The 21,536-nt window shown below is 40.0% G+C and carries 26 protein-coding genes; 11 read left to right on the forward strand and 15 right to left on the reverse strand.

Annotated features, from left to right (window positions below; translation table 11 throughout):
- Positions 1 to 6 precede the first annotated feature (6 nt).
- Together LF822_RS04950 and LF822_RS04955 are read right to left on the reverse strand one after the other, a co-directional pair.
- Positions 7 to 855 carry a patatin-like phospholipase family protein gene (locus tag LF822_RS04950; RefSeq protein WP_253922833.1) on the reverse strand — a complete coding sequence of 283 codons (849 nt, stop codon included), beginning with the start codon at positions 853 to 855 and terminating at the stop codon, positions 7 to 9.
- An 83-nt stretch (positions 856 to 938) separates the two neighbouring features.
- On the reverse strand, positions 939 to 1,085 hold the full coding sequence (locus tag LF822_RS04955; RefSeq protein WP_253922834.1) for an FbpB family small basic protein: 147 nt from the start codon (positions 1,083 to 1,085) through the stop codon (positions 939 to 941).
- A gap of 105 nt (positions 1,086 to 1,190) precedes the next feature.
- Between LF822_RS04955 and LF822_RS04960 the strand changes: the two genes are divergently transcribed.
- Positions 1,191 to 2,351, forward strand: coding sequence for an aminotransferase A (locus tag LF822_RS04960; protein ID WP_253922835.1), 1,161 nt, complete (start codon positions 1,191 to 1,193; stop codon positions 2,349 to 2,351).
- A 114-nt stretch (positions 2,352 to 2,465) separates the two neighbouring features.
- Positions 2,466 to 2,987 carry a signal peptidase I gene (gene lepB / locus LF822_RS04965; RefSeq protein ID WP_253922836.1) on the forward strand — a complete coding sequence of 174 codons (522 nt, stop codon included), beginning with the start codon at positions 2,466 to 2,468 and terminating at the stop codon, positions 2,985 to 2,987.
- A 41-nt stretch (positions 2,988 to 3,028) separates the two neighbouring features.
- On the opposite strand, the gene LF822_RS04970 is transcribed toward lepB, so the two are convergent.
- The 3 genes from LF822_RS04970 to LF822_RS04980 are packed head-to-tail and all read right to left on the reverse strand — an operon-like array spanning position 3,029 to position 3,690.
- A complete protein-coding gene (locus tag LF822_RS04970; RefSeq protein WP_253922837.1) occupies positions 3,029 to 3,160 on the reverse strand; it encodes a YvrJ family protein in 132 nt (43 codons plus the stop codon).
- A gap of 59 nt (positions 3,161 to 3,219) precedes the next feature.
- Positions 3,220 to 3,432 (reverse strand): DUF2922 domain-containing protein, encoded by a 213-nt coding sequence (locus tag LF822_RS04975; RefSeq protein WP_253922838.1) that lies wholly within the window; start codon positions 3,430 to 3,432, stop codon positions 3,220 to 3,222.
- Between the two features lie 33 nt (positions 3,433 to 3,465).
- Positions 3,466 to 3,690: a DUF1659 domain-containing protein gene (locus tag LF822_RS04980; RefSeq protein ID WP_253922839.1), complete on the reverse strand. Its 225-nt coding sequence runs from the start codon at positions 3,688 to 3,690 to the stop codon at positions 3,466 to 3,468.
- Between the two features lie 488 nt (positions 3,691 to 4,178).
- Here LF822_RS04980 and LF822_RS04985 point away from each other — a divergent pair, with 488 nt between their 5' ends.
- The 5 genes from LF822_RS04985 (at position 4,179) to LF822_RS05005 (ending at position 8,875) form a co-directional block, all read left to right on the forward strand.
- On the forward strand, positions 4,179 to 4,670 hold the full coding sequence (locus LF822_RS04985; RefSeq protein WP_253922840.1) for a DoxX family protein: 492 nt from the start codon (positions 4,179 to 4,181) through the stop codon (positions 4,668 to 4,670).
- A 200-nt stretch (positions 4,671 to 4,870) separates the two neighbouring features.
- The gene (locus LF822_RS04990) at positions 4,871 to 5,638 is read left to right on the forward strand and encodes a carotenoid biosynthesis protein (RefSeq protein ID WP_253922841.1); all 768 of its coding nucleotides are present in this window, start codon (positions 4,871 to 4,873) and stop codon (positions 5,636 to 5,638) included.
- Positions 5,622 to 6,284, forward strand: a complete 663-nt coding sequence (locus tag LF822_RS04995; protein ID WP_253922842.1) for a lysophospholipid acyltransferase family protein — start codon at positions 5,622 to 5,624, stop codon at positions 6,282 to 6,284. The genes LF822_RS04990 and LF822_RS04995 overlap by 17 nt, the downstream gene beginning before the upstream one ends.
- Positions 6,285 to 6,299: 15 nt before the next feature.
- Positions 6,300 to 7,406, forward strand: a complete 1,107-nt coding sequence (locus LF822_RS05000) for a glycosyltransferase family 2 protein (protein WP_253922843.1) — start codon at positions 6,300 to 6,302, stop codon at positions 7,404 to 7,406.
- Entirely contained in the window at positions 7,403 to 8,875 is a 1,473-nt protein-coding gene (locus LF822_RS05005; protein WP_253922844.1) for a phytoene desaturase family protein, read from the forward strand. The genes LF822_RS05000 and LF822_RS05005 overlap by 4 nt, the downstream gene beginning before the upstream one ends.
- 25 nt (positions 8,876 to 8,900) lie before the next feature.
- Here the strand turns inward: LF822_RS05005 and LF822_RS05010 are convergent, their stop codons facing one another.
- Genes LF822_RS05010 through LF822_RS05020 form a run of 3 tightly spaced genes read right to left on the reverse strand, consistent with a single transcriptional unit; the run spans position 8,901 to position 12,702 of the window.
- A complete protein-coding gene (locus LF822_RS05010; protein ID WP_253922845.1) occupies positions 8,901 to 9,737 on the reverse strand; it encodes a phytoene/squalene synthase family protein in 837 nt (278 codons plus the stop codon).
- Positions 9,738 to 9,739: 2 nt separating this feature from the next.
- On the reverse strand, positions 9,740 to 11,221 hold the full coding sequence (locus tag LF822_RS05015; protein ID WP_253922846.1) for a phytoene desaturase family protein: 1,482 nt from the start codon (positions 11,219 to 11,221) through the stop codon (positions 9,740 to 9,742).
- Positions 11,218 to 12,702: a phytoene desaturase family protein gene (locus LF822_RS05020; RefSeq protein ID WP_253922847.1), complete on the reverse strand. Its 1,485-nt coding sequence runs from the start codon at positions 12,700 to 12,702 to the stop codon at positions 11,218 to 11,220. The genes LF822_RS05015 and LF822_RS05020 overlap by 4 nt, the downstream gene beginning before the upstream one ends.
- Before the next feature lie 195 nt (positions 12,703 to 12,897).
- On the opposite strand from LF822_RS05020, the gene LF822_RS05025 reads away from it, so the two are divergent.
- Both LF822_RS05025 and LF822_RS05030 read left to right on the forward strand, forming a co-directional pair.
- Entirely contained in the window at positions 12,898 to 13,104 is a 207-nt protein-coding gene (locus LF822_RS05025) for a hypothetical protein (protein WP_253922848.1), read from the forward strand.
- Positions 13,105 to 13,177: 73 nt separating this feature from the next.
- Positions 13,178 to 13,330 carry a YjcZ family sporulation protein gene (locus tag LF822_RS05030; RefSeq protein WP_253922849.1) on the forward strand — a complete coding sequence of 51 codons (153 nt, stop codon included), beginning with the start codon at positions 13,178 to 13,180 and terminating at the stop codon, positions 13,328 to 13,330.
- 57 nt (positions 13,331 to 13,387) lie between these two features.
- Here the strand turns inward: LF822_RS05030 and LF822_RS05035 are convergent, their stop codons facing one another.
- From LF822_RS05035 to LF822_RS05060, 7 genes are all read right to left on the reverse strand, one after another.
- Positions 13,388 to 14,746 (reverse strand): TrkH family potassium uptake protein, encoded by a 1,359-nt coding sequence (locus tag LF822_RS05035; protein ID WP_253923470.1) that lies wholly within the window; start codon positions 14,744 to 14,746, stop codon positions 13,388 to 13,390.
- Positions 14,747 to 14,788: 42 nt separating this feature from the next.
- Positions 14,789 to 15,214 carry a YwpF-like family protein gene (locus LF822_RS05040; protein ID WP_253922850.1) on the reverse strand — a complete coding sequence of 142 codons (426 nt, stop codon included), beginning with the start codon at positions 15,212 to 15,214 and terminating at the stop codon, positions 14,789 to 14,791.
- 90 nt (positions 15,215 to 15,304) lie between these two features.
- Positions 15,305 to 16,672: a TrkH family potassium uptake protein gene (locus tag LF822_RS05045; protein WP_253922851.1), complete on the reverse strand. Its 1,368-nt coding sequence runs from the start codon at positions 16,670 to 16,672 to the stop codon at positions 15,305 to 15,307.
- Positions 16,673 to 16,786: 114 nt separating this feature from the next.
- Positions 16,787 to 17,797, reverse strand: a complete 1,011-nt coding sequence (gene moaA, locus LF822_RS05050; protein ID WP_253922852.1) for a GTP 3',8-cyclase MoaA — start codon at positions 17,795 to 17,797, stop codon at positions 16,787 to 16,789.
- Positions 17,798 to 17,817: 20 nt separating this feature from the next.
- Complete coding sequence (locus tag LF822_RS05055; protein WP_253922853.1) at positions 17,818 to 19,092, reverse strand: molybdopterin molybdotransferase MoeA; 1,275 nt, start codon at positions 19,090 to 19,092, stop codon at positions 17,818 to 17,820.
- Positions 19,093 to 19,219: 127 nt separating this feature from the next.
- Positions 19,220 to 19,354: a hypothetical protein gene (locus LF822_RS22775; protein ID WP_256521527.1), complete on the reverse strand. Its 135-nt coding sequence runs from the start codon at positions 19,352 to 19,354 to the stop codon at positions 19,220 to 19,222.
- 97 nt (positions 19,355 to 19,451) lie between these two features.
- Positions 19,452 to 19,982 carry an HD domain-containing protein gene (locus LF822_RS05060; RefSeq protein ID WP_253922854.1) on the reverse strand — a complete coding sequence of 177 codons (531 nt, stop codon included), beginning with the start codon at positions 19,980 to 19,982 and terminating at the stop codon, positions 19,452 to 19,454.
- 147 nt (positions 19,983 to 20,129) lie between these two features.
- Here LF822_RS05060 and LF822_RS05065 point away from each other — a divergent pair, with 147 nt between their 5' ends.
- Together LF822_RS05065 and LF822_RS05070 are read left to right on the forward strand one after the other, a co-directional pair.
- Entirely contained in the window at positions 20,130 to 20,462 is a 333-nt protein-coding gene (locus LF822_RS05065) for a hypothetical protein (protein WP_253922855.1), read from the forward strand.
- 266 nt (positions 20,463 to 20,728) lie between these two features.
- Positions 20,729 to 21,286 (forward strand): FAD-dependent oxidoreductase, encoded by a 558-nt coding sequence (locus LF822_RS05070; protein WP_253922856.1) that lies wholly within the window; start codon positions 20,729 to 20,731, stop codon positions 21,284 to 21,286.
- Positions 21,287 to 21,536 lie beyond the last annotated feature (250 nt).

The raw sequence follows: 21,536 nt of genomic DNA on the forward strand, positions 1-21,536 counted from the left end.
CCCACCCTACTTAATAAATGTGCGTAATTCTGATGATTTCTTTTTGGCATCTTTATAACCTTCCACGTACAACTGATGAAGTTTATCCCGGTTTCTTTCTACACGGTTAACCTTAAGCGGATTCGTAGGTCTGATAATGAGTGCTTGCTGGTTCCTTTCAAGTTTATGGATGGCTTCTAAAATTTGATTATAATGAAAATGACGGGACTCTAGAGTTCGCACGAAATGAGGATAGCTTTTGAACTTTCGTCTAAAGTACCAGTTCCCTTTCACTTTAGGTTTTATATAACCGTCATTTCTTGTTAGTACAATGACGTGCTTAAGATTTCCATCCTTAATGGATTGAGAAATAGGAATAGGATCGGAAATACCGCCGTCCATTAACTCTTCACCTAAATAAGATATGCTGGGTGCAATTAACGGCAGAGAACTTGACGCCCTCATAATTTTAAGCAGGCTTTCCCGATCGGGAAAGTCTTCAAAGTAGACGGGTGCTCCAGTATTCATATTGGTGGCACCGACCACAAATCTGCAGGTTCTGTTCATAAATGAGTCATAATCAAAAGGTACTAATTGATTAGGAAGGGTATCAAAGATAAAATCCATTCCAAATAATTGTCTATGACTAATTAAACGTTTAAAAGATATGTACTCTGGGTGATCGCCGTATTCCACCATCACTCTATAGTTTCTGCCTCTTTGCTTCGCAACGTAAGAACTTCCACTGCATGCTCCTGCAGAAGTTCCGGCCACATAGTTAAAATGCAGCCCTTCATCGAGGAAACAATCAAGGACTCCTGCCGTATAGGTTCCTCTCATGCCTCCACCTTCTAAAACAAGTCCTACCTGATTCACACCTATCACCCTTTCCCCATTAGTTTACCATGAACAACGAAAAGGCAGCCGCGAATGCGGCTGCCTTTTCAAATATGATATGATCAGTTTATCATTTTGTTTTTATCATTGTGGTTCACTCTTTTTTCATCTAAATGGTCATCGATTTTATCCAGCGCCTGTTGATCATTTAAAAGTTCTTGTTTATTCTGATCGACGAGCTCTTCAAATGAGATTCGATTCGGTCTCATGATCAAACTCCTTTCCTTCTGCTTCTATCTCATTGTATCAGATTAAATAAGTGATAAATCAAAATTGTTTGAACATTTTGTTAACAATTATGGAGGTATTGTAAAATGAAGAATAAAATTAACCCTACTTTGTCAGATATCGAAATTTCAGGGATACGCCAGTTCTTTAATATGATTAGTAAATACGACGATGTTGTTTCCCTAACCATCGGGCAGCCGGACTTTGCCTCACCTTCCCACGTAAAAGCCGCCGCAATTGACGCTTTACATAATGACCGCACAACTTATACACATAATGCAGGCATTATAGAACTCAGGAAAGCAATCAGCGATTATGTCAAGGACAGATTTAATTTAAACTATGCCCCGGAGGACGAGATCATTGTGACGGTGGGCGCATCGCAGGCCATTGATATTACGTTAAGAACCATCATTGAACCTGGAGATGAAGTTATTCTTCCTGGTCCTGTCTATCCCGGGTATGAACCTCTGATTAAGCTGGCAGGAGCAACTGTAAAATATGTGGACACCCGTGAACATCAATTTAAATTATCAGCAGAATTAATAGAACAAGCCATTACCGACAAAACAAAATGCGTAATTATGCCGTATCCGTCTAACCCCACAGGCGTTTCGCTTACAAATGAAGAACTTCAAGATATTTCCGAAGTGTTGTTAAATAATCAAATCTTTTTAATTGCGGATGAAATCTACAGCGAGCTTGTATATGATACCCCGCATACTTCCATCGCTTCTATAGAGGAAGTAAGAGATCACGTCATTGTAATCAACGGCGTCTCAAAATCACATTCAATGACGGGATATAGAATTGGTTATTTACTAGCTCCTGACTGGCTCGCAAAACAAATTCTAAAAGTCCATCAATATAATGTCTCTTGTGCCGCTTCACCAAGTCAATATGCAGCACTTGAAGCCATACAGAATGGACGCAGTGATCCTGAAACTATGAAGAAGTCTTACGCTGAACGAAGGAAATATGTAATGGAGCGTCTGGATCAAATGGGATTAGACTATGTCGTGCCTGACGGGGCATTTTACATCTTTCCTCAATTTCCTGACCAGAGCAGGAGCACTTTTGATGCTGCAGTGGATTTAGTTGAGAATGGCGGTATCGCACTCGTCCCCGGAAGTGCTTTTTCCACGTATGGTGAAGGATACGTGCGCTTATCTTATGCCTACAGCTTAGACACATTAAAAGAAGGACTGGACCGTCTTGAAGAGTATTTAAGTCGCTCCTCTTTGTAAAAATTAATTAAATTTTAATGACAAACATACACTTTCTGAAAGGATTAAGTATTCTTATGGTAAAATATATATGTAACTATAGGAGTATTCCGGCTTAAGAGAGGAAGAGTGAGATTGTCTGAAGAGACGAAAAAAGAGTGGTTAGAATGGATAAAAGCAATTGCCATCGCAATTGCGCTTGCTTTTGTTTTACGCACCTTTTTCTTTGCCACTTCGATCGTTGAGGGAGCCAGTATGGACCCTACGTTAGAAAGTGGAGAGAGAGTTATGTTTAATAAAATTATTTATTATATAGATGAACCCAATCATGGAGACATCGTTATTATTGAAAAGCCGACTAAAAATTACGTAAAAAGAGTGATCGGCCAGCCCGGGGATACGATAGAATTCAAAGAAAACCAATTATATGTAAATGATCAGCCGCAGGACCAAAATTACTTAAGTGAACAATCCTCAGCGGGGACCAGAGATTTTGGACCGGTGGAAGTACCGGAAGGACGATACTTTGTTATGGGAGACAATCGCTCAGTCAGCAAAGACAGCCGGAATGGATTAGGGTTTGTCAGTGAAGATGAGATCATTGGACGTACAGAACTTATTATCTATCCTTTTAATGAAATAAGCTTAACTAAATAAAAAATGTCCCTTTCCTGAAGATCAGGTGAGGGACATTTTTTTTACGACCGGTTAGAAAATTGATGCAGGGTATCTATGAGTACATCTAACTTTCCTTCAATACGATGAAGCAGATAGAATGTCACCGCAATAGGAAATCCAAGATCGGTCACAATAGGGAGCCAGACTTCCATTTCTCTTCACCTCATTTAAGAGAGAGCCGCTGCGATATCACACAGCGGCTCTTCCAGGATTATAGTTCAATTGAAGTTACATTTCGCTCAACAATACGTGCTTCCTTTTTGGAAACAAGATCTCCTCCGCTAGAAAAGAAACAATTCTCTTCAATCATTGCATCCATAGCAGCGTTAATATCTTCTTCGTTTACAGGCTCAATTGGATGATCAATCGAGAATGTGACAACCCGTTCTTCTTCATTAAGAAATTTTAATTCTAATTTCTTCAAGTCCCAGCCTCCTTTCATTAATTAATCATTCTTTTACAAATCAACTAAAACCGAACTGTCATTTCTCTCGATAGTAGCCAAAAGATCCTGCTGAAGAGCTTCGATGGCCACGGCCACTTTGTAAAGCTGTTCTTCGTCTGCCTCCATCTTTACGTTGTTAAACGATTTACGACGAAACTTTACATTGCCATCTTCATCTGTTCCGTCTTCAAAAACAAGCTGCAGCTGAGAGTTAACCATATCTGCTGTAACTGCCATGAGTACCACCTCCTTTCACTTCTATAATCGAAAGAAGTAAAAAGAAGGTGTCTCTATTTACAAAAAAAGTGAGATCAATTAAGATCTCACTTTTTCTATTTCTGTGTATGGTTGTGTTTAATTATGATATTTCTTAGCCTCGATCAAAAATGCAGAACCCAATTAACCCAAAAAGAACGACAAGACAGACAAGGAACATAACGATCTCTGTCACATCTACACCCCCTCGTAACCATTATTCTGAAAAATATTATACTACAATTGCTGATCTATACTTTATCATACCATGGTTCTCCATGGTTATTCACTAATTAATTACCTAACGCCACAGGCTGCCTATTTTCAAAGCTCTTATACACAAATTTGACAAATATTCTTGAATAGTATGTGAAGTATTGAACATATGATTCCTTTTTCTCATAAAAAGTTGTAGTATAAAAGTGTAGAAATATTGTGAAGTGTTGAACAAATAAAAGGAGGAATTAATTATGAAACGTTGGTTTACAGAACACATTAGTGCTGCAATTATTTTATTAGGGATTCGGATTTATCTAGGTTATACATGGCTTACGGCTGGATTGGGAAAAATTACGGGTGGATTCGATGCAGGAGGTTACCTTCAAGGTGCTATAGGTAACGCTCAAGGAGAAGATGCAGTCGTACAAGGATGGTGGGCTGCGTTTCTAGAAGCTGTTGCTCTTCCTAATAGTGGATTGTTCAGTTTTCTTGTAATGTGGGGTGAACTTCTGGTTGGAGCAGCATTAATCATTGGTCTGCTGACTAGAACTGCCGCATTCTTTGGAATAGTGATGAATATGGCTTTCTTGTTAAGCGGTACAATAAGTACAAATCCAGAAATGGTTATACTTGGGGCTGTGATTCTGGCTGCTGGTCTAAATGCTGGTCGTATAGGGGTGGATCGATATTCAGCCGATTACTTTAAGAAAAATAACCTTTCATTAATAAAGAAAGCCGCTTGAAGAATGAAGAACCAGTGAAGTTGAAATACAACTTCACTGGTTCTTTTATTTTATAACAGGTTCTTTGCCAGTTTATATTCTTACCTTGAGCACATTCATTTAGTTTGATCTCTCTTTATCTGAGGTAATTGTACATTATAGAGTTTAATATTAATTTATTTTCACACGCAGTCATAGAATTCATTTTGAAGAGGTGGGCCATGCTGACGGGCATATTTCGTTTTTTTATTTTTTGGTACATATGCGGTATTATTTTACTAACCTTTGACTTGCTCCCCCCCTGGCTGGAGTGGGCTAACAGTGTTTTTTTAATTACTGGCGGAGTCATCGCAGGAATTTATTTTTCCCAATTATATGGTATTGTAAAAGCTCTTATTTATAGTTTCATTATTGTCAGTTTGAGTATTTACATCGAACACCTTGGTGTAGAAACAGGCTTTTTGTTTGGAAACTATTATTATAATGAGAATTTTGGTCTAAAAATTGCTGATACACCTGTAACGATAGGTTTTGCCTGGCTGCTTATTATCGGCTGTTCTCATGAAATAAGCAGGGGCATTTCACTTACTCTAACTGGCTGGAAACAAGTGGCTGTATTTATTCCAACAGCGAGCCTTGCAGCTGTAACTATGGATTTAATTCTTGATCCCGTTGCTTATCACGTGCAGGAATATTGGATTTGGGAAGATACAGGAATGTATTATGACATTCCTTTTTCCAATTTTGCTGGTTGGTTTATTTTAGCATTTTTCTTTCACTGTCTGCCTTTTATCTTCAAGCAGGATCTGTCAGCAGCCAGGTCCATTTGGCAGAATAGAATGGCTCTAATGTTCGGAGCGGTAATTTTAATGTTTAGCATACTGTCCATATCCGGCGGTGTTTATGGAGCTGCGATTTTAGTTATATTGCTTACCATGATCTGGTACGTTTTATATTATTGGAGGTTACAGCATGATTCAAGCCGATAAAAGCCCTTTGATTATGTGGGGGTTTACCAGATTTAACAGGTTTTTTCTTCGTCATCACTTCCAGAGAATCCGGGTGTATAACGCCAACCATGCTCCTATTCCGTCAAGAAGCTTATTTCTTATTAACCATTCAAGCTGGTGGGATGCCCTGGTAATTTTCTTCTTAAATGAGCAAATTGTAAGATCAGATGCTTATGGGATGATGCACGAGGAAGGAATCCGTCGTTTCCCATTTTTTAAGAAAATAGGGGTGTATTCCATGAACTCTGGCGATCGGCGGCATCTAACTGCTTCTCTTGCCTACAGTCAGAAATTATTGAGTGAAAATAAAACGGTGTGGATGTTTCCGCAGGGAGATGAACAGCATTTGGAAAAACGTCCTTTACAATTTTCAAATGGGGCGGCTTATATAGAAGAGCATACAAATGATATTAACATTATCCCTGTCTCTCTCTACTATTCTTTAGAACACACTCGAAAACCGAATGTATACGCCCAATTAGGCAGACCGATTGACCGCTCACGATATATCCATCACTCAAGGAAGGAAAAAACTAGAGTTTTCGAAGAATGCGTGACAATTCAGCTGGACGAATTGAAACACAAGGTTGTTACTGAAAAGGTTAATCATTTTACTGTGTATTGAGGAGGATGGAAGGTTATGGTGCTTATAATCTCAATGGCAGTGGCCCTGTTACTCAATTTATGGACAATCTTAAATAGCTTTTTCTTACTAAATCTAAAGAAAAAATCAGGACTTAAGCAGAAACCTCTAGTTTCCCTACTCGTTCCGTTACGAAATGAGATTGAGCATGCTGCAGATCTTGTAAGCTGTTTAAAAATGATATCTTATCCAAATGTAGAATTTATTTTATTAGATGACCACTCGGAGGATGGTACATATGAATCACTTCTTTATGAAGTGAGTGAAGATCCCAGGTTTTCGGTCGTAAAAGGCCGTCATCTTCCTGAAGGTTGGAACGGAAAAGTACATGCCTGCCACCAATTGTCAGAGCAGGCAGATGGAGATTATTATCTATTTCTGGATGCAGACGCGCGTGTTCATCCAGAAATAATAGATCGCTCGCTCGTCTCGTTACTTACTCATAAAGCTTCTATGCTGAGCGGGTTTCCTAGATATCCGAATCGTCACTTTCTTTCACATATGCTCGTTCCCCTGCAGCATATGGTCGTTCTGATGCACCTGCCTTTAGCCGCTGCCAATTTCACAAAACATCCGGCGTTTACAGCGGCCTGCGGCATCTTTATTTTTACTGAAAGGAAAGCCTATGAAGCGGTTGGCGGACATGAAGCGGTGAAAGGATCACTTGTAGAAGACGTTCACATCGCACGACAAATGAAAAAGCATGGACACAGAATGATTCTTTGTAACATTACAGCCGATGTTATCTCCTATATGTATGACTCTTCCAGGGAAACATGGGAAGGCTTCAAGAAAAATATATACACGGGCATCGGCCGTTCACCGTTAATGGTCATATTGTTGACGGTTCTCTATGTGATTCTTTTTATTCTCCCGTTCGCTTTAGGCCTCTATGGAGGGCTGACAGGACAGATGGTTTATCTTCTTCCGTTTCTTCTGACGGTAACATTTAAGATGTACGTCGATGCCCTTACCCGGCACCCGCTGTGGCTGTCATGGCTGATCCCTGTATCTTCAGGAATCTTAATCGCCCTCTTATTCACTTCAATGATGGTTCATATGCGCGGGGGAACCTATCAATGGAAAGGAAGGTCCTACGAATGAAAGCAATTATAGTTGGAGGAGGCCTGGGAGGGTTATCCGCGGCTGTTCATCTTGCAAAAGAAGGTGTAGACGTACACCTATTTGAAAAAAATGAACACTTCGGCGGTAAAATGATGCCATATAATCTTCAGGGGTACCATTTTGACTTTGGTCCTAATACAATTACGATGCCCTATGTTTTTGAAAATGTAATTCAAACAGCCGGACTAAACCCTAAAGAGGAACTTCCCTTTATGACCATAGAGAATCATACTCGCAACCAGTTTTCCGATGGGACTTATTTTGACTTTTCCACCAGCCGTTCTTTCATGAAGGAACAGCTCAAAGAATTAGATCATTATGCAGCCCAACATTATGAGGAATTTCTTTTAGAAGTAGAAAGATTATTTGAACTTTCACGTCGCTATTTCTTAAATCGGACGTTTTCTGGCTGGAAAGACTACATCTCTCCAGGTCTCGCACGCGCCATGACGAAGGTCAGGCCAATGCAGTCAATGGATCGTTTTTTTAAAACCTATTTTAAAAACCCTTATGTGCTCAATGCATTAAATCGATACGCCACTTACATTGGTTCGAGCCCCTATGCTTCACCAGCCACATTTGCAATGATTGCACATTTAGAGCTGAATGAAGGCGTCCATTATGTAAAAGGAGGCAATACAAGAATTGCTGACAGCTTTGTTAAAGCAGCTCTCCACCTTGGAGTTCACCTGCATTCCTCTACCGAAGTGAGAAGACTGACGGTAAAAGGTAAGCTTGTCACCGGGGTGGAACTTTGTAACGGAGAAAAAATTGAAGCGGATTATGTAATCGTAAACGGCGACATTCTAGGCTCTCTTCCTTCACTGCTGGATGAAAGAGACCGTCCTTCTTTAACTAATAGTAAAATCAATTCAATGGACCCCTCTACTTCTGCATTTGTTATTATGGCAGGTCTGAATACGGGTCTGGAAATGCTTAGACATCATCATGTTCTGTTTTCTTCAGATTACAAAGAAGAATTCCGTTCATTAAGAAAAGGGCAATACAGCTTTAACCCTACGATCTATATTAGTACTTCCTCTAAGTCAGATCCTAATGTTTCTCCAAAGGGTGACAACTGTTTTATATTAGTAAACGCTCCCGCTCAGCAGAGTGACAATCACATAGACCCTTTAACCTATCGGGAATTAATTTACCACAAGTTGAGCAGGGCAGGCATTCCGATTGCCAATCATATCGAGGTAGAAAAAACGATAACTCCTGAAGACATTCAGAGACAGTTCCATGCTTTTAAAGGCGCGATCTACGGTCCGTCATCCAATAATCGAATTCAAGCTTTCAAGAGACCTTTTAACCGTTCCGCAGATTATAAAAATTTATATTTTTGCGGAGGCAGCACCCACCCCGGGGGGGGGTCGCCGATGGTCGTATTAAGCGGACAAAATGTTGCACGGGAAATTACAGGTAAACTGTACTACGTGGAGTAGATTCTGGACCATGAAGAAAAGCAAATTATTGCATCTCAGCAATAATTTGCTTTTTTTGTTGGTCGGTTACGTAATTTCGCTTATTAAATACTTCATAATTATTTTCTCTTACTGATGTCAAGATCGCGCGGTACATGTAAGCCGCCCCCTTCACAGGAGTTCTTGAATATAGAGGGTATTCCGGCAGCGTACTTAAAGCTTTCGCGTAATACGTTTCTGCATCAGAAGCAAGATCTTCCCATAAATCAACAAATGCTTGATTTACTGTTCCTTCCACTAAATCTTTAGTAGAGTAATGATACCTTCTTAATAGCTGCCTGGGGAGGTATATCCTATCACGATCAAGGTCTTCCCCAATATCTCTTAAAATGTTCGTGATCTGCATAGCATAGCCGAGCTCCACAGCACCCTGCCTCAGCTCTTTTTCTTTTCCGGGAGCGATAACCGGGAGAAGCATTAAACCGACTGTACTGGCTACATGGTAACAATAAGTGAGCAAATCATTTTTGTTTTCTATAGTTGAAGGACGTAAATCCATCCATTGGCCTTGTATCATTTCCTGAAAAGGAGCGGGATCTATTGTGAATTTCTCAAATACGTCGCTAAGTGCCACCCACCCGGGATGTGGGCTGTTTAATTTTCCTTGAGTAAATAACTGAAACTCTTCTGCAAAAAAATAAAGTTCTCTTTCAGGATGGTTTCCTTCATCTACTATATCGTCTACACGGCGGCAAAACGTATAGATCGCCCATACCGCTTTCTTTTGTTCCTTAGGGAGCAGCGCGAAGGCTGTGGAAAATGTTTTAGAATGCTGATCGATCACCTGCTTACAATAATCATAAGCTGCATTTATGTCCGTCATGGTTACACACCTCGTTTATAATTATGCCTTTCTGACCTGTCCCTTTGCAAATGATCTGACAACAGCTTCGCCCCCTGCATAACGATTGGAACTCCTCCTCCAGGGTGTATCGAAGCTCCTACAGCATATAAATTATCGATGGGATAGGGCTGCAGCTGTGGTCTGAAAACACCAGACTGAAACAAGGTAGGGGCAATTCCAAAGCTCCCGCCGGCAAATAAGCCATCCTGTTCAGCATGCATTGGGTTCCGCACCTTCATCCACTCTATATTCGATCGTAAATCTGGAAAACCTCGCTGTTCCATTTCATCAATAATAACCTCCACTAATTGATCCTGCTCTTCCCAATTTACTGTACTGCCGGCTGGAACAGGAATGAGTGTATACAGAACTCCCTTCCCCTTCGGTGCTAAGCTTGAATCAATTAACGATGGGTGAAAAGTATAGAAGGATGGATCTTCCGGTAAAATTTTCTCTGAGAACACTTGTTTCATGTGACGATCAAAGTTGTTAGACATAAAAAATTGATGCACTGTATTATTAGAGTAATTTTTACTTAATCCCATGTACAAAAGTAAACATCCGGATGAAGGGGTATAATTGCGGTTATTTCTTTGGTCGTCGTCAAATAAGCGGTCCATAATAGGGAAATCACCATTTAACACAACTTGATCTATTGGAATCTGCTTACCGTCCACCTGAATAAACTGCACTTTATCTTGATGGACAGGCAGCTTCTTAACTTCACTGTTCGTATGGACAGCTACATTTCGTTTTACTAATTCATTCTCTATTAATTCCACTAAATGAGCATAGCCGCCTTTTAAATACCATATTCCATGGGTGTGTTCACTGTAAGATACAAGCGAATACATAGCTGGTGACTGGTCTGGGTGACCCCCGATATATAAGGTTTGGAGAGTGTAAGCTTCAACTAATCGTTCGTCATTGAAATAACTCCTCATCATCCGCTTAACGTTTTGATACGTCTTTAACTTAATTAGAGTCTGGATGTTTTTTCTTGTGAAAAAGGATTTTTTATTTACAAATGAACGGTCAAGAAAATGCTCTTTCCCTTGAAGAAAACGAATTTTCATGTCTTTCAGGAAACGCTTATAGCCTTCTACATTCCCTGGAAACTTCTTCTCCAATTCTTCAATCTGCTTTTCCTGATCAGCATATTTAGTAAATGTTGTTCCATCCTTGAAATGAAGGTGATAAAGAGGGTCGCACAGCTGGATCGGAATATCGCCGCGGCTCATTCCTCCCTCTTCAAGAATTTCAAGCAGCATGTCCGGCAGAAGAATAATCGTCGGTCCCTGATCAATTTTAAAACCCTCATGTCTCTCATACTTTAAGCGGCCGCCTAGTTCAGAGTTTTTTTCGTAAATTGAAATCTTATGAGTGCCTTTATTTGATAAAAGTAAAGCCGTAACTAATCCTCCAATTCCACCGCCTACGATCGCTAGATGGGGCTTTGTCATTGAACACCCTCCTCTTCATTAAGCCAATTTGTCGTGATCCTGGCCGACTCCAGGATTGTAGGAAGTCCGCTCCCGGGGTGTGTGCCGCCGCCTACAATCCAGCAGTTGTTTAATTCTTCAAACCGGTTATGAGGACGGAAATACATCATTTGTGAAAGCTGGTGTCCCATGCTGAACGTCGCCCCTTTGTGAACAAAGTGATCTACTTCCCACTGCTTTGGAGTCAGAACTTTTTCCTCGACGATATGAGACTTTAAATCATGAAATCCAGTTTTCTCTTCCACTTCATTCAGAATCAAATGCTTAAACTGCTCTTGTTTGTCCTCCCAGTCAATATCTGAGTAGTTGTTAGGTACAGGAGCTAATATATAAAGGGCCGAGTGACCTTCTGGAGCTAATGTAGGATCTGTCACACTGGCATTGTGAATGTAAATGGATGGTTCCTTAGAGAGTACCAGGTCTTTCGTCATTTCTTCTACATTCTTCTTATAATCTTCAGCAAACAAGATCGTATGGTGAGGCATATCGTAGAGCTTATCCGCTCCGATATAGATCATAAAAGTGGAACATGAATATTTCTTTTTATCGAGTTTGGACTCATTATATTTCTTTAATACACCATCTTTAACAAATTTGTTCATGGCATGTGCAAAATCAGCATTTACAATCACCTCATCAGCAAAAACAGTTTCTCCGGATTCCAGAGCAATTGAAGTAATATTCTTACCGTCTATATTAAATTCTTTAACTCCCTCGTTAAGATGAATAGCTCCCCCGTGTTCTTCTACTACCTCAGCCATAGCCTTCGATAGTTGATTTACTCCGCCAACCGGATGGAACACGCCGTATTCATGCTCCATATAGGATAATATCGAAAAAGCACCCGGGCATTCCCACGGTGACATCCCCAAATATTTTGCTTGGAACGAAAAGGCAATTTTTAATTTTTCATCTGAAAAATACTTAGAGAGTACATCATAGACTGATTTACCAAGAGAAAGCTGCGGAAGTGCTTTTACTGCACGAAGGCTCACATAATCTCTAAGCCGGTTGTGCCTTGTTTGAAGCAGTGGCATGAGCGCGTTCATTTTTTTACGTGTATCCTTCATGAAATCAAGATATCCCTGTTCATTCCCAGGAAAATGCTTTACTATTTCCTGGATCATTTTACGTTCATCACGATACATCGGGACTCTGGTGTCTGAGAACTGCAGCTCATACATGGGAGAAAGCTCGACTAAATCTAAATAATCATGGACATTTCGATTGGAACTCGCAAAAATTTCCTCCACGATGTGAGGCATACTTAAGAATGTAGGACCTATATCAAATGTATAAGGACCTAGACTCAGGCGGCCGTTTCTTCCTCCCACGTAGGGCTGCTTTTCAAATACATGTACTTCATGTCCCTGGCTCGAAAGCATCATGGCAGCTGCAAGTCCACCAGGTCCAGCTCCTGCAATTGCTATTTTTCTTGGCATAAGGCGTCCAACTCCTGTACAAAACTTATACAAAAAGTATACAAACTTCCATTACCCTATTTCAACGGCAAATACTCATTGAATGTGCTGAACAATATGTATTGCCTAACCATTCCCTTTGCTATGTAGTCTTAACCTGCAGCAGTCATAGTTCTTTTTAATTTGTACAAGCTAAACTCAAGGAGGAAAATTATTATGAACAATCAACGCATATCATCTATACATGATCAAACACGTACCGCGCTTTTATACACCGAGGTACAGGAAGAACATATTAATCACTGGCACTATGAGCTTGAAAATGAATACAATGAGATCCATCAGGCACTCGAACACGGTCTAAACCGCCCTTGTAAAATAGTCACCATATCGATTTATTCTTTTATTAATTCATTCGATTAAAACTGGGTATATGACCATACCTCCTCCATATGCCCGCATAGGCTATAAAGGTAATCATTCAGGAGGTGAGATGATGTACGAAAACAGTCCTTACGCAAATAGTCCTTATGCAAACAGCCCATACGGCGGTTACGGACGCAGATGTCCTAGACCCGGAAGCAGCTTTGCGTTAATCGTCGTGTTGTTCATTCTACTAATCATCGTAGGTGCAGCATTCTACTGCTAATTCAATAATTTTTGTAAAAAAAACAGCTGTCTCCACTAACAGGAGACAGCTGTTTGACTATCCAATAAGGATTCTTTCTTTAGGAAAATGATATTTTGATTTTTTGCGGTCATTGTGAAAGCTGAATAAAAAGGTCAATATACCGATCCTGCCTATAAACATTAAAATCATTATTAACACTTTGGCAAAACTTGTCAGCTCCGGAGTAATTCCCAGCGATAAGCCTACCGTTCCAAACGCAGAACATACTTCAAATATAATTTCGTTTAATGAAAAATCCTCCGTAATGGATAGCGCCAGAATCGCCAGGAACACCGTAAATAACGCCATAATCGTAACCACCACTGCTCTATTTAAATCCTCATGGTGGATTTCTCTTCTAAACACCCGGATGTTATTCTCCCCTCGGGCAAAGGTCAAAATAAATATAACAACTAAGGCGAATGTTGTCGTTCGTATGCCTCCGCCTACACTGCTCGGCGATGCGCCTATAAACATAAGTGAGGACATAAACACATGGGTATGTTCAGCAAAATCTCCTACGTCCAATGTAGAAAGGCCGCCACTGCGTGTTGTAACGGATTGAAATAGGGAGTAGAAAAAAATTTCGTGCCAATTTTTATCAGCAAAGAAATGATTAGACTCCAACAGAGCAATCATAATAGCACCGAAGATAATAAGTGCAAAGAAAGTAAACGAGGTCAGCTTTGCAAATAATGAGAATTGAATAGTCTGAATATCCTTATTGTTGAACAAATATTGTTTAACTTCTATTAATACAGGAAAACCTATGGCACCTGCCACAATGAGAATCATATTAATAAATTGCACAAAATAGTCATTACTAAAAGGCGTAAGCGAACTCCCGGTAATGTCGAAACCTCCGTTTGTCATTGCACTGATCGCCCCAAAGAAACCTTGTAGATACGCTTCGCCAGGCCCATAATACTGTAAGAAGTAAGTACCTAATGTTAAAAAACCAATAAACTCTATAATTAATACAACGACCACAATCTGCTTAACCATTCTCACCATACCCTGGAAGGACGTTTGGTTCTGGTCAGTCATAATCAATCGGCGTTCTTTCAACCCAATTTTCTTACCTAATACCAGCCAGATCATAGTACCTACGGTCATTACACCTATTCCGCCAAATTGAAGAACAAAGGCAAGAATAAAATAACCCTGCACACTAAAGGTTTCTGAGATAGGTACTGTAGTTAACCCTGTTACACTAACTGCGCTTACAGCCGTAAACAAAATGTCGATAAATGATAGTTCTACGCCAGGCCTGTGGGCTATAGGCAGAGCAATCAATATGGATGAAATCGTAACGGCAAATAAGTAAAACAGCGCAATCATTTGAAACGGAGATAATTCATTGATCCATCTCCATTTTCGCTTTCTCACCCACATATACACACAAGCCCCTTCTACTCTCTATTATGTAAGACGAAGCTAAGAACCGGACTCCTCGCCTCTTCTCTTAAATTCTTCTAATAAATCTTCTCCCTGATAGCCCTCGTCAAGAAGAGTTTTGAGTACTTTCTCGATATTTTCCCTCTGGCGGTCAACCATGGTGCCCATAAAGATAACATTCATGTCTTCTCCAATTTTATTCATATCAATTACTTTCGCCAAGAAGGTCGCTGGCTGATTACTTTTCTTAGTAATTTTCACCTGAATCAGCAGTTCTTCTGAATTTGTGAGAATTTCATGAAAATAGCCCTCGTACAGTTTTTCTACAAAAGCTTCTACTACCCAGCGGCCCCGGTCATCTTCCCGGTTAATAATGAGACCATCATTTAATTTGATACGGCGCTGAGTGATATCTTCATTCTTCTCTTCTACTATATCCAGGGAAACAAGTTTAAATGTTTTCATTACTCCTGGCACCTCCGATTGGAATTCTATCATTATTATAGAGGACGAAAGCAAATAGAGCAAAAAGGTTCATTTGCTCTATCTCCGCCATCAGCCGATAATCATTGGTTCCTTTGGATAGTGATAATTTTCTTTTCTTACTTTCCCTCTTATAATAAATAGAAATGAGAATATGCCAATTCGGCCGATAAACATGAGGGAAATGATAATAATTTTGCCAGCTGTCTCTAATTCTGAAGTAATCCCCATGGATAAACCTGTCGTACCAAAAGCAGAACAAGCTTCAAAAGACAGTTCAAGCAGGGAGAACTGAGGCTCAAAATAATTCAATAAAATAATAGCTGCGCCTGTTATCGTAACAGCTGTGTTAATGACTATGAAAGATCGGAATATATCATCGGGATCTATTTCTCTTCTAAAGACTCTTACGTTTTTCTTTCCCCTGGCATAAGCAATAACGCTAAGCAGAGTAATGGCGAATGTAGTCGTTCTGATTCCTCCTCCCACACTGCTTGGAGAGGCACCAATAAACATTAGTACACAAATAACAAGCAAGGTAGGCGAGCTGAAATCACTTACGTCCATAGTGGCAAGACCGCCGTTCCTCGTAGTGACGGACTGAAACAGTGAATAAAAGAAAGCTTCATGCCAGGACATTCCTTGAAAAAAATGATTCCTATCAAGAATATAAATAAGGATGGCCCCAATAACCACCAATGCCCCAAAAGTAATAGAAGTTAATTTAGCAAATAATGAGAAATTAATATAAGCATTCTTTTTCTTCGTAAGGTAATCTTTTACCTCAATAAGAACAGGAAAACCTATTGCACCTAAAGTAAGCAGTAAAATATTTATAAATTGGACAAAGTAATCATCACTGAACATTTCCAGAGATGTACCGGTTATATCAAACCCTGCATTAGTTGTCGCACTTATTGACGCAAACATTCCCTGGACAAATGCCTCTCCAAGAGTTGGAAAATATTGCGTGAAATACACACCTAATATAACAGCACCGACAGCTTCAATTAGGAGAATTAATAATAAAATCTGCCTGATCAGCTTCACCATGCCGGAAAACGTATTTCGATTCTGGTCGGTTTTAATCAACTCTCTCCTCTTTAAACCAATTTTCTTTCCAAGCATCAGCCAGATAAATGTACCTAATGTCATTACTCCAATTCCTCCGAATTGCAGAATGAACATCAATACGAAATAACCTGCTGTGTTGAATGTATCAGCAGTGGAAAAGACGCTTAATCCAGTTACGCTTACCGCACTTACGGCAGTAAACAATATGTCGATAAACCCTAACTCAACTCCCCCTCTATGTAAAAAAGGGAGACTGATTAACAACGTAGAAACCAATACAGCAGTAAAGTAAAATAATACGATTACTTGAAATGGAGTGAGGCGGTTAAAAAATTTTGTGAAGCTTTTTTTATATGTTGGTACCATAATGGAACTCCTTAGAAAGCATCGGTTAGATTACACAATCATTATATGGATTTTATAAGTTTTTAATAGTTTTGACAAGACAAAAACGGACTCTTGTTTAAAGAGCCCGTTCATTTATCCCCCGATATAGGACATTTCAATTTTTTTCTTAACCGGTTTTCCATTTTTCCGATCAATAGAATACTGATCATCCCGTTTTGTCCAAATTTGAATCAGCCTTGAGATGATTGCTTCATCAGGTTCGTCATCACGAAGCATCGTGCGAATATCATAGCCCTCGGAAGCAAATAAACAAGTGAATAAATGCCCGTCTGCTGAGAGGCGGACTCTGGTACATGTACTGCAGAAAGCATCTGTAACTGAAGATATGACACCAATCTCAGCAGAGCCGTCTTCATACTGATAACGGTTAGCGACTTCTCCATAGTACTCGGGATCAACTGGTTTTAATGGCATTTCAGCATTAATGAGTTCGATGATTTCTTTCTTCGGTACAACCGTCTCCATATTCCATCCATTATGATTGCCCACATCCATAAATTCAATAAAACGCAGGGTATCACCGGTTTCTTTAAAATACCGGGCCATAGGGAGAATTTGGCTTTCATTCATACCTTTTTTAACTACCATATTTATTTTAATGGGCAGTCCTGCTTCTCTGGCAGCTTCAATTCCTTTAAGAACGGGCTTAGTTTTTATTCCACGACCATTAGTTTGTTTAAATATTTCATCTTCTATGGCATCTAAGCTTATGTTAACCCGATCAAGGCCGGCCTGCTTTAACTTTTCGGCCTGACGTACAAGGAAGACGGCGTTAGTTGTAATAGCTACATCTTTGATCCCTTCCACTTGTTTAATTCTTGCTACAAGCTGATCGATGTTTTTTCTCATCAGGGGCTCTCCCCCTGTTATTCGGACTTTTTCTGTGCCGAATTGAGCGAATATTTTAACGAGGCGGATGATTTCATCGAAGCTCAGCAGCTCTGACTCCGGCATAAATCGATAATCATCCCCAAATATTTCGGCCGGCATACAATAGGTGCAGCGGAAGTTGCATTGATCGATGACCGATATGCGCAAGTCTTTCATCGGGCGGTCATGTTGGTCTAAGACATAATCAACCATAGATCACGTTCCCCTTTCTCTTAGCCATTTAATTGAAAAGCTTCGTTTCCTTTCTGATCTTCAATCAGAACCGCTTGAACTTCTTCTCCTTTTTTGTAACCTCTCGTACCACCTTTTAAAACAATAAATACGTTTGTATGAGCAAGAGAGGTAACTACCGCTGATTTATCCATCCCGGCAGGATAAACGACAACTTTGCCTTTTTCATAAGACACATACCCCCGTATAAACCTGGTAAAAGGATTAGGTTTGCCGAAATCTTCACCTAAAGCCGCTGTTACTACGGGGTGGTAAGGCGTTTGGTTCTGCATCAATTTCTGAAGGTATGGATAAGTATATAATTCAAATCCTACATAACAGGCAGATGGGTTCCCGGATAATCCAAATAACAGCCGGTCCCCGGCTTTAGCTACAGTTGTTACACTGCCAGGCCTCATGGCAATTTTGTTAAATAATACTTCAGCACCAAGTTTCTCATATATGGCAGGCATCAAATCGTAATCCCCGACAGAAACGCCGCCGGTGGTAATTAGCACATCCACTTCCTCCAGAGCAGCTGTTATAGCATTAAAGCAGGGATCAAATTCATCCGCAAGCTTTCCATAATAACGTGCTTCTGCTCCGCTTCTATTAATTTGTGATAGTACCATATACGCATTAGAATTGCGAATTTTCCCAGGTTCAAGAGGCTGGTCTACATCCAGCAGCTCCGTCCCTGTAGCAAAAACACCGACTACCGGCTTCTTATTGACCTCTATTTTATCATATCCAAATGTTGCAAGCAGAGCCTTTACTCCAGGATTGATTAAGGTTCCCTTCTCTACAAGCAGGGTACCCTGTCTGGTTTCTGAAGCCTCTATAATAATGTTTTGGCCGGACTCCATTCTTCTTTTAATTGTTATGTATGGTGCTCCGTCTTTTTCGAAGGTTTGACAGATTTCAAACATGGCAACACAATTCGCTCCTTCGGGAATTTCTGCTCCGGTCATAATTCTTACCGCTTCTCCTGTTTGCAGGACCCGGCTTGCTCGATGGCCGGCGCCTATTTCATCAACAACTTTAAACGTTTTAGGACGATCTTTGCCAGCATTAATAGTATCCTCTGCTTTAATAGCAAAGCCATCGTATGGCGACTTGTCAAAAGGCGGTATTGCATGAGTGGCAACTATATCTTCAGCTAATATGCGCTGGTCACATTTATTTAAATTAATTTTCTCAGACTTTAATGATGTTGAACAATTCATCACACGTTCCACAGCTTCTGAAACTGGGATCGGTTTTCTATGTAAGTTCATTTTCATTCCTACTTTCAATAATATAGGTCTTTCTATGACCTTAACTAAAATTACTGTAAATTACAAAACATTAAGTAAGTCCTCCCTCGAAACCATCAAGAGAGGACCTGTTTTATTAAAGATTATATTAATACAGATTTCGATATTCGGCTTTTCGGTTCAATAATTTTTCTTCAATATCTTTATGAGTTTTGTTAAATGGTTTAACAGTACTTTTTGTAATGGACACACTAATCGTATAAATAAAAAAATGAATCGTCATAAGGCATCTTCCTTTCCTCCAGAAGCTAAGCAATCATTGTGATTTAAAAAAACCACAAAATTAAAATATGCGCGCCTTATAACTTATATGTGTGCTTTTAACCCTCGAATCTATTTTCGTAATAATCAGTTATCTTCTGGTCGAGACGATTCAGCCGTTTCACAGCATCACTCGGTGTCATCACATTATAATGGTGCAGCCCGTGCGGCTGTTCATCCATGCGGTCAGCTTCTTCTACTACCTCTTGAAGGAGCGTCCGCTGTTCAGACAGTGAAAATGGAAGATAACTGTCCGTATGAAGCAGAACAGCCAGCGAAACTTCTTTAGCTACAAGTCGGTCTTCACCAAGACGAATGAGCAATTTATGAGCACGTTCAGCCCCTTTGATGGCGTGGATATCATGCTTTCGGTATTCTTCATAATCCCATTTTCCATCTTTATACCATTCGTAATGTCCCATGTCATGAAGCAGTGCGGCTTTAGCAGCCAAGTCGGGAGACACACCTTTCTTCACAGCTAATTTAAATGCATGACCTGCGACAGTAACGGCATGATGTATGCCTGAACGCCGCAGATATTTTTGAGTTATTCGATGTTTAAATACGTCTACCAATGTAACTCTGGGCATACCATCACCTCTCTTTTCAAAAAAATATACCATTGCAGCGGCTGCTCCACAAGTTAATCGAACCACAGCATCCATTTAAACATGTTTAGTAAAAAACAGCACGGGGTAGTGTTATTGTAAGATACTTTCTCACAGGAGGTGAAAAGTGTGAGCCGACTATCCTCTTATCACATTAAATTCAACCAGCCGTTATCGACTAATCAAATCGTCAATATTTATAATCAATCTACGAAGACGAATCGTACTATATATTTACATCAAAACCATTTAATTGCTGATGCTGCTCATTTATCCAAGCTATTATCTTTCTTTTTATTTGTTGATATCGACCAGCCGGCTATAATGATCATTGATGGAGAAAACATTGATGAAGTGTACGAAACCTTTCAAGCTGAATGCAGGGGATGTATATCAGATATAAGCATCCGTTCTCAGTATAATGAATCAATGATGAACAGTGAAACCTCAATATCTGTTTAAAAGATCGTTCAGGATGGAGTCAGTAAAATCCAAAGCAAAGGATAACTCTAAACCCATGTCTCCACTACAATCAAAAATAAAATATATCGTGTACTTAATTGTATTTTTTTCAATCTTATGGTTTATTACCACGTTTGTATTTCTTCCTTATTTTTAAGAACTCCCCCTGCAACCGCCCTTTGCTCTGCAGGGATTTTTTTTGAATTCTAAATTTGATTGAAGATTCAGTATAATTATTGTAGTTCATGAAGAAAGGAGATAAGATGATGTACGATATTGCTATTATCGGCGGAGGTCCTGCTGGGGCAAGTGCTGCTTTATTTGCTGCAAAAGCAGGAAAGCAAGTCATTCTTTTTGACAGCGGGAAAAGTATTACTGCAAAAGCATGGATCGAAAACCATTACGGGGTTAAGGAGATTGAAGGGCCTGCACTGCTTAAGGAGGGGCAGAGTCAAGCGACCAAGTTTGGGACAAAGCTGGTAAAAGAAAACATTAACACCTTAAAAGAGAATGAAGGCTTTTTCACTTTACAATCAGATCAACAGGACTATGAGGCCTTACATGTTGTATTTGCGACAGGCATGTCAACGAAACTGGCTGACACCGCTGGATTGACGATAAAAGAAGGAACTGAGCCCCGTGTCGCTAAAATAATTGAAACAGATCCCGAAGGCAGAACCAGCCGTAAAAATGTATGGGCAGCAGGTACAGCCGCAGGGATGAGCGTGCATACAATAATTACGGCTGGTGATGGTGCAAAAGTGGCCGTAAACGTTATCAGTGAATTAAATGGGGAACGATACGTGGACCATGACGTACTGTAAACTTTTAAAAACACCTGCGACTAAGGTGTTTCTAAGGTTTTATGGAGGAAAGACGTTAGAAATACACCCTCACTCTCAGAGAAAATTATACTCTCTGCATTAATGTTTTTGGAAACGGCAGAACCCCATCCAGATGGGAACCCTGCCTGCTTCGACTAGGAAAAGCGGGTATCTTTCCTTTCCCTGTTTCAACCGTATATCCAGATTTCCTAACAAAGAGGTTTTCCGCTTGCAGTGAAAACAAGAACTC

Origin of the sequence: Halobacillus sp. A5 (assembly GCF_024189315.1) — a bacterium.
In the GTDB taxonomy this organism is placed as follows: domain Bacteria; phylum Bacillota; class Bacilli; order Bacillales; family Halobacillaceae; genus Halobacillus_A.

Coding starts and splice junctions, on each gene's coding strand:
- LF822_RS04955 (WP_253922834.1), bottom strand. CDS start 1,085: ATGAGACCGAATCGAATCTCATTTGAAGAGCTCGTCGATCAGAATAAA.
- LF822_RS04960 (WP_253922835.1), top strand. CDS start 1,191: ATGAAGAATAAAATTAACCCTACTTTGTCAGATATCGAAATTTCAGGG.
- LF822_RS04970 (WP_253922837.1), bottom strand. CDS start 3,160: ATGGAAGTCTGGCTCCCTATTGTGACCGATCTTGGATTTCCTATTGCG.
- LF822_RS04980 (WP_253922839.1), bottom strand. CDS start 3,690: ATGGCAGTTACAGCAGATATGGTTAACTCTCAGCTGCAGCTTGTTTTT.
- LF822_RS04985 (WP_253922840.1), top strand. CDS start 4,179: ATGAAACGTTGGTTTACAGAACACATTAGTGCTGCAATTATTTTATTA.
- LF822_RS04990 (WP_253922841.1), top strand. CDS start 4,871: ATGCTGACGGGCATATTTCGTTTTTTTATTTTTTGGTACATATGCGGT.
- LF822_RS04995 (WP_253922842.1), top strand. CDS start 5,622: ATGATTCAAGCCGATAAAAGCCCTTTGATTATGTGGGGGTTTACCAGA.
- LF822_RS05000 (WP_253922843.1), top strand. CDS start 6,300: ATGGTGCTTATAATCTCAATGGCAGTGGCCCTGTTACTCAATTTATGG.
- LF822_RS05005 (WP_253922844.1), top strand. CDS start 7,403: ATGAAAGCAATTATAGTTGGAGGAGGCCTGGGAGGGTTATCCGCGGCT.
- LF822_RS05010 (WP_253922845.1), bottom strand. CDS start 9,737: ATGACGGACATAAATGCAGCTTATGATTATTGTAAGCAGGTGATCGAT.
- LF822_RS05015 (WP_253922846.1), bottom strand. CDS start 11,221: ATGACAAAGCCCCATCTAGCGATCGTAGGCGGTGGAATTGGAGGATTA.
- LF822_RS05020 (WP_253922847.1), bottom strand. CDS start 12,702: ATGCCAAGAAAAATAGCAATTGCAGGAGCTGGACCTGGTGGACTTGCA.
- LF822_RS05025 (WP_253922848.1), top strand. CDS start 12,898: ATGAACAATCAACGCATATCATCTATACATGATCAAACACGTACCGCG.
- LF822_RS05030 (WP_253922849.1), top strand. CDS start 13,178: ATGTACGAAAACAGTCCTTACGCAAATAGTCCTTATGCAAACAGCCCA.
- LF822_RS05035 (WP_253923470.1), bottom strand. CDS start 14,746: ATGTGGGTGAGAAAGCGAAAATGGAGATGGATCAATGAATTATCTCCG.
- LF822_RS05040 (WP_253922850.1), bottom strand. CDS start 15,214: ATGAAAACATTTAAACTTGTTTCCCTGGATATAGTAGAAGAGAAGAAT.
- LF822_RS05045 (WP_253922851.1), bottom strand. CDS start 16,672: ATGGTACCAACATATAAAAAAAGCTTCACAAAATTTTTTAACCGCCTC.
- moaA (WP_253922852.1), bottom strand. CDS start 17,797: ATGGTTGATTATGTCTTAGACCAACATGACCGCCCGATGAAAGACTTG.
- LF822_RS05055 (WP_253922853.1), bottom strand. CDS start 19,092: ATGAACTTACATAGAAAACCGATCCCAGTTTCAGAAGCTGTGGAACGT.
- LF822_RS22775 (WP_256521527.1), bottom strand. CDS start 19,354: ATGACGATTCATTTTTTTATTTATACGATTAGTGTGTCCATTACAAAA.
- LF822_RS05060 (WP_253922854.1), bottom strand. CDS start 19,982: ATGCCCAGAGTTACATTGGTAGACGTATTTAAACATCGAATAACTCAA.
- LF822_RS05070 (WP_253922856.1), top strand. CDS start 20,729: ATGTACGATATTGCTATTATCGGCGGAGGTCCTGCTGGGGCAAGTGCT.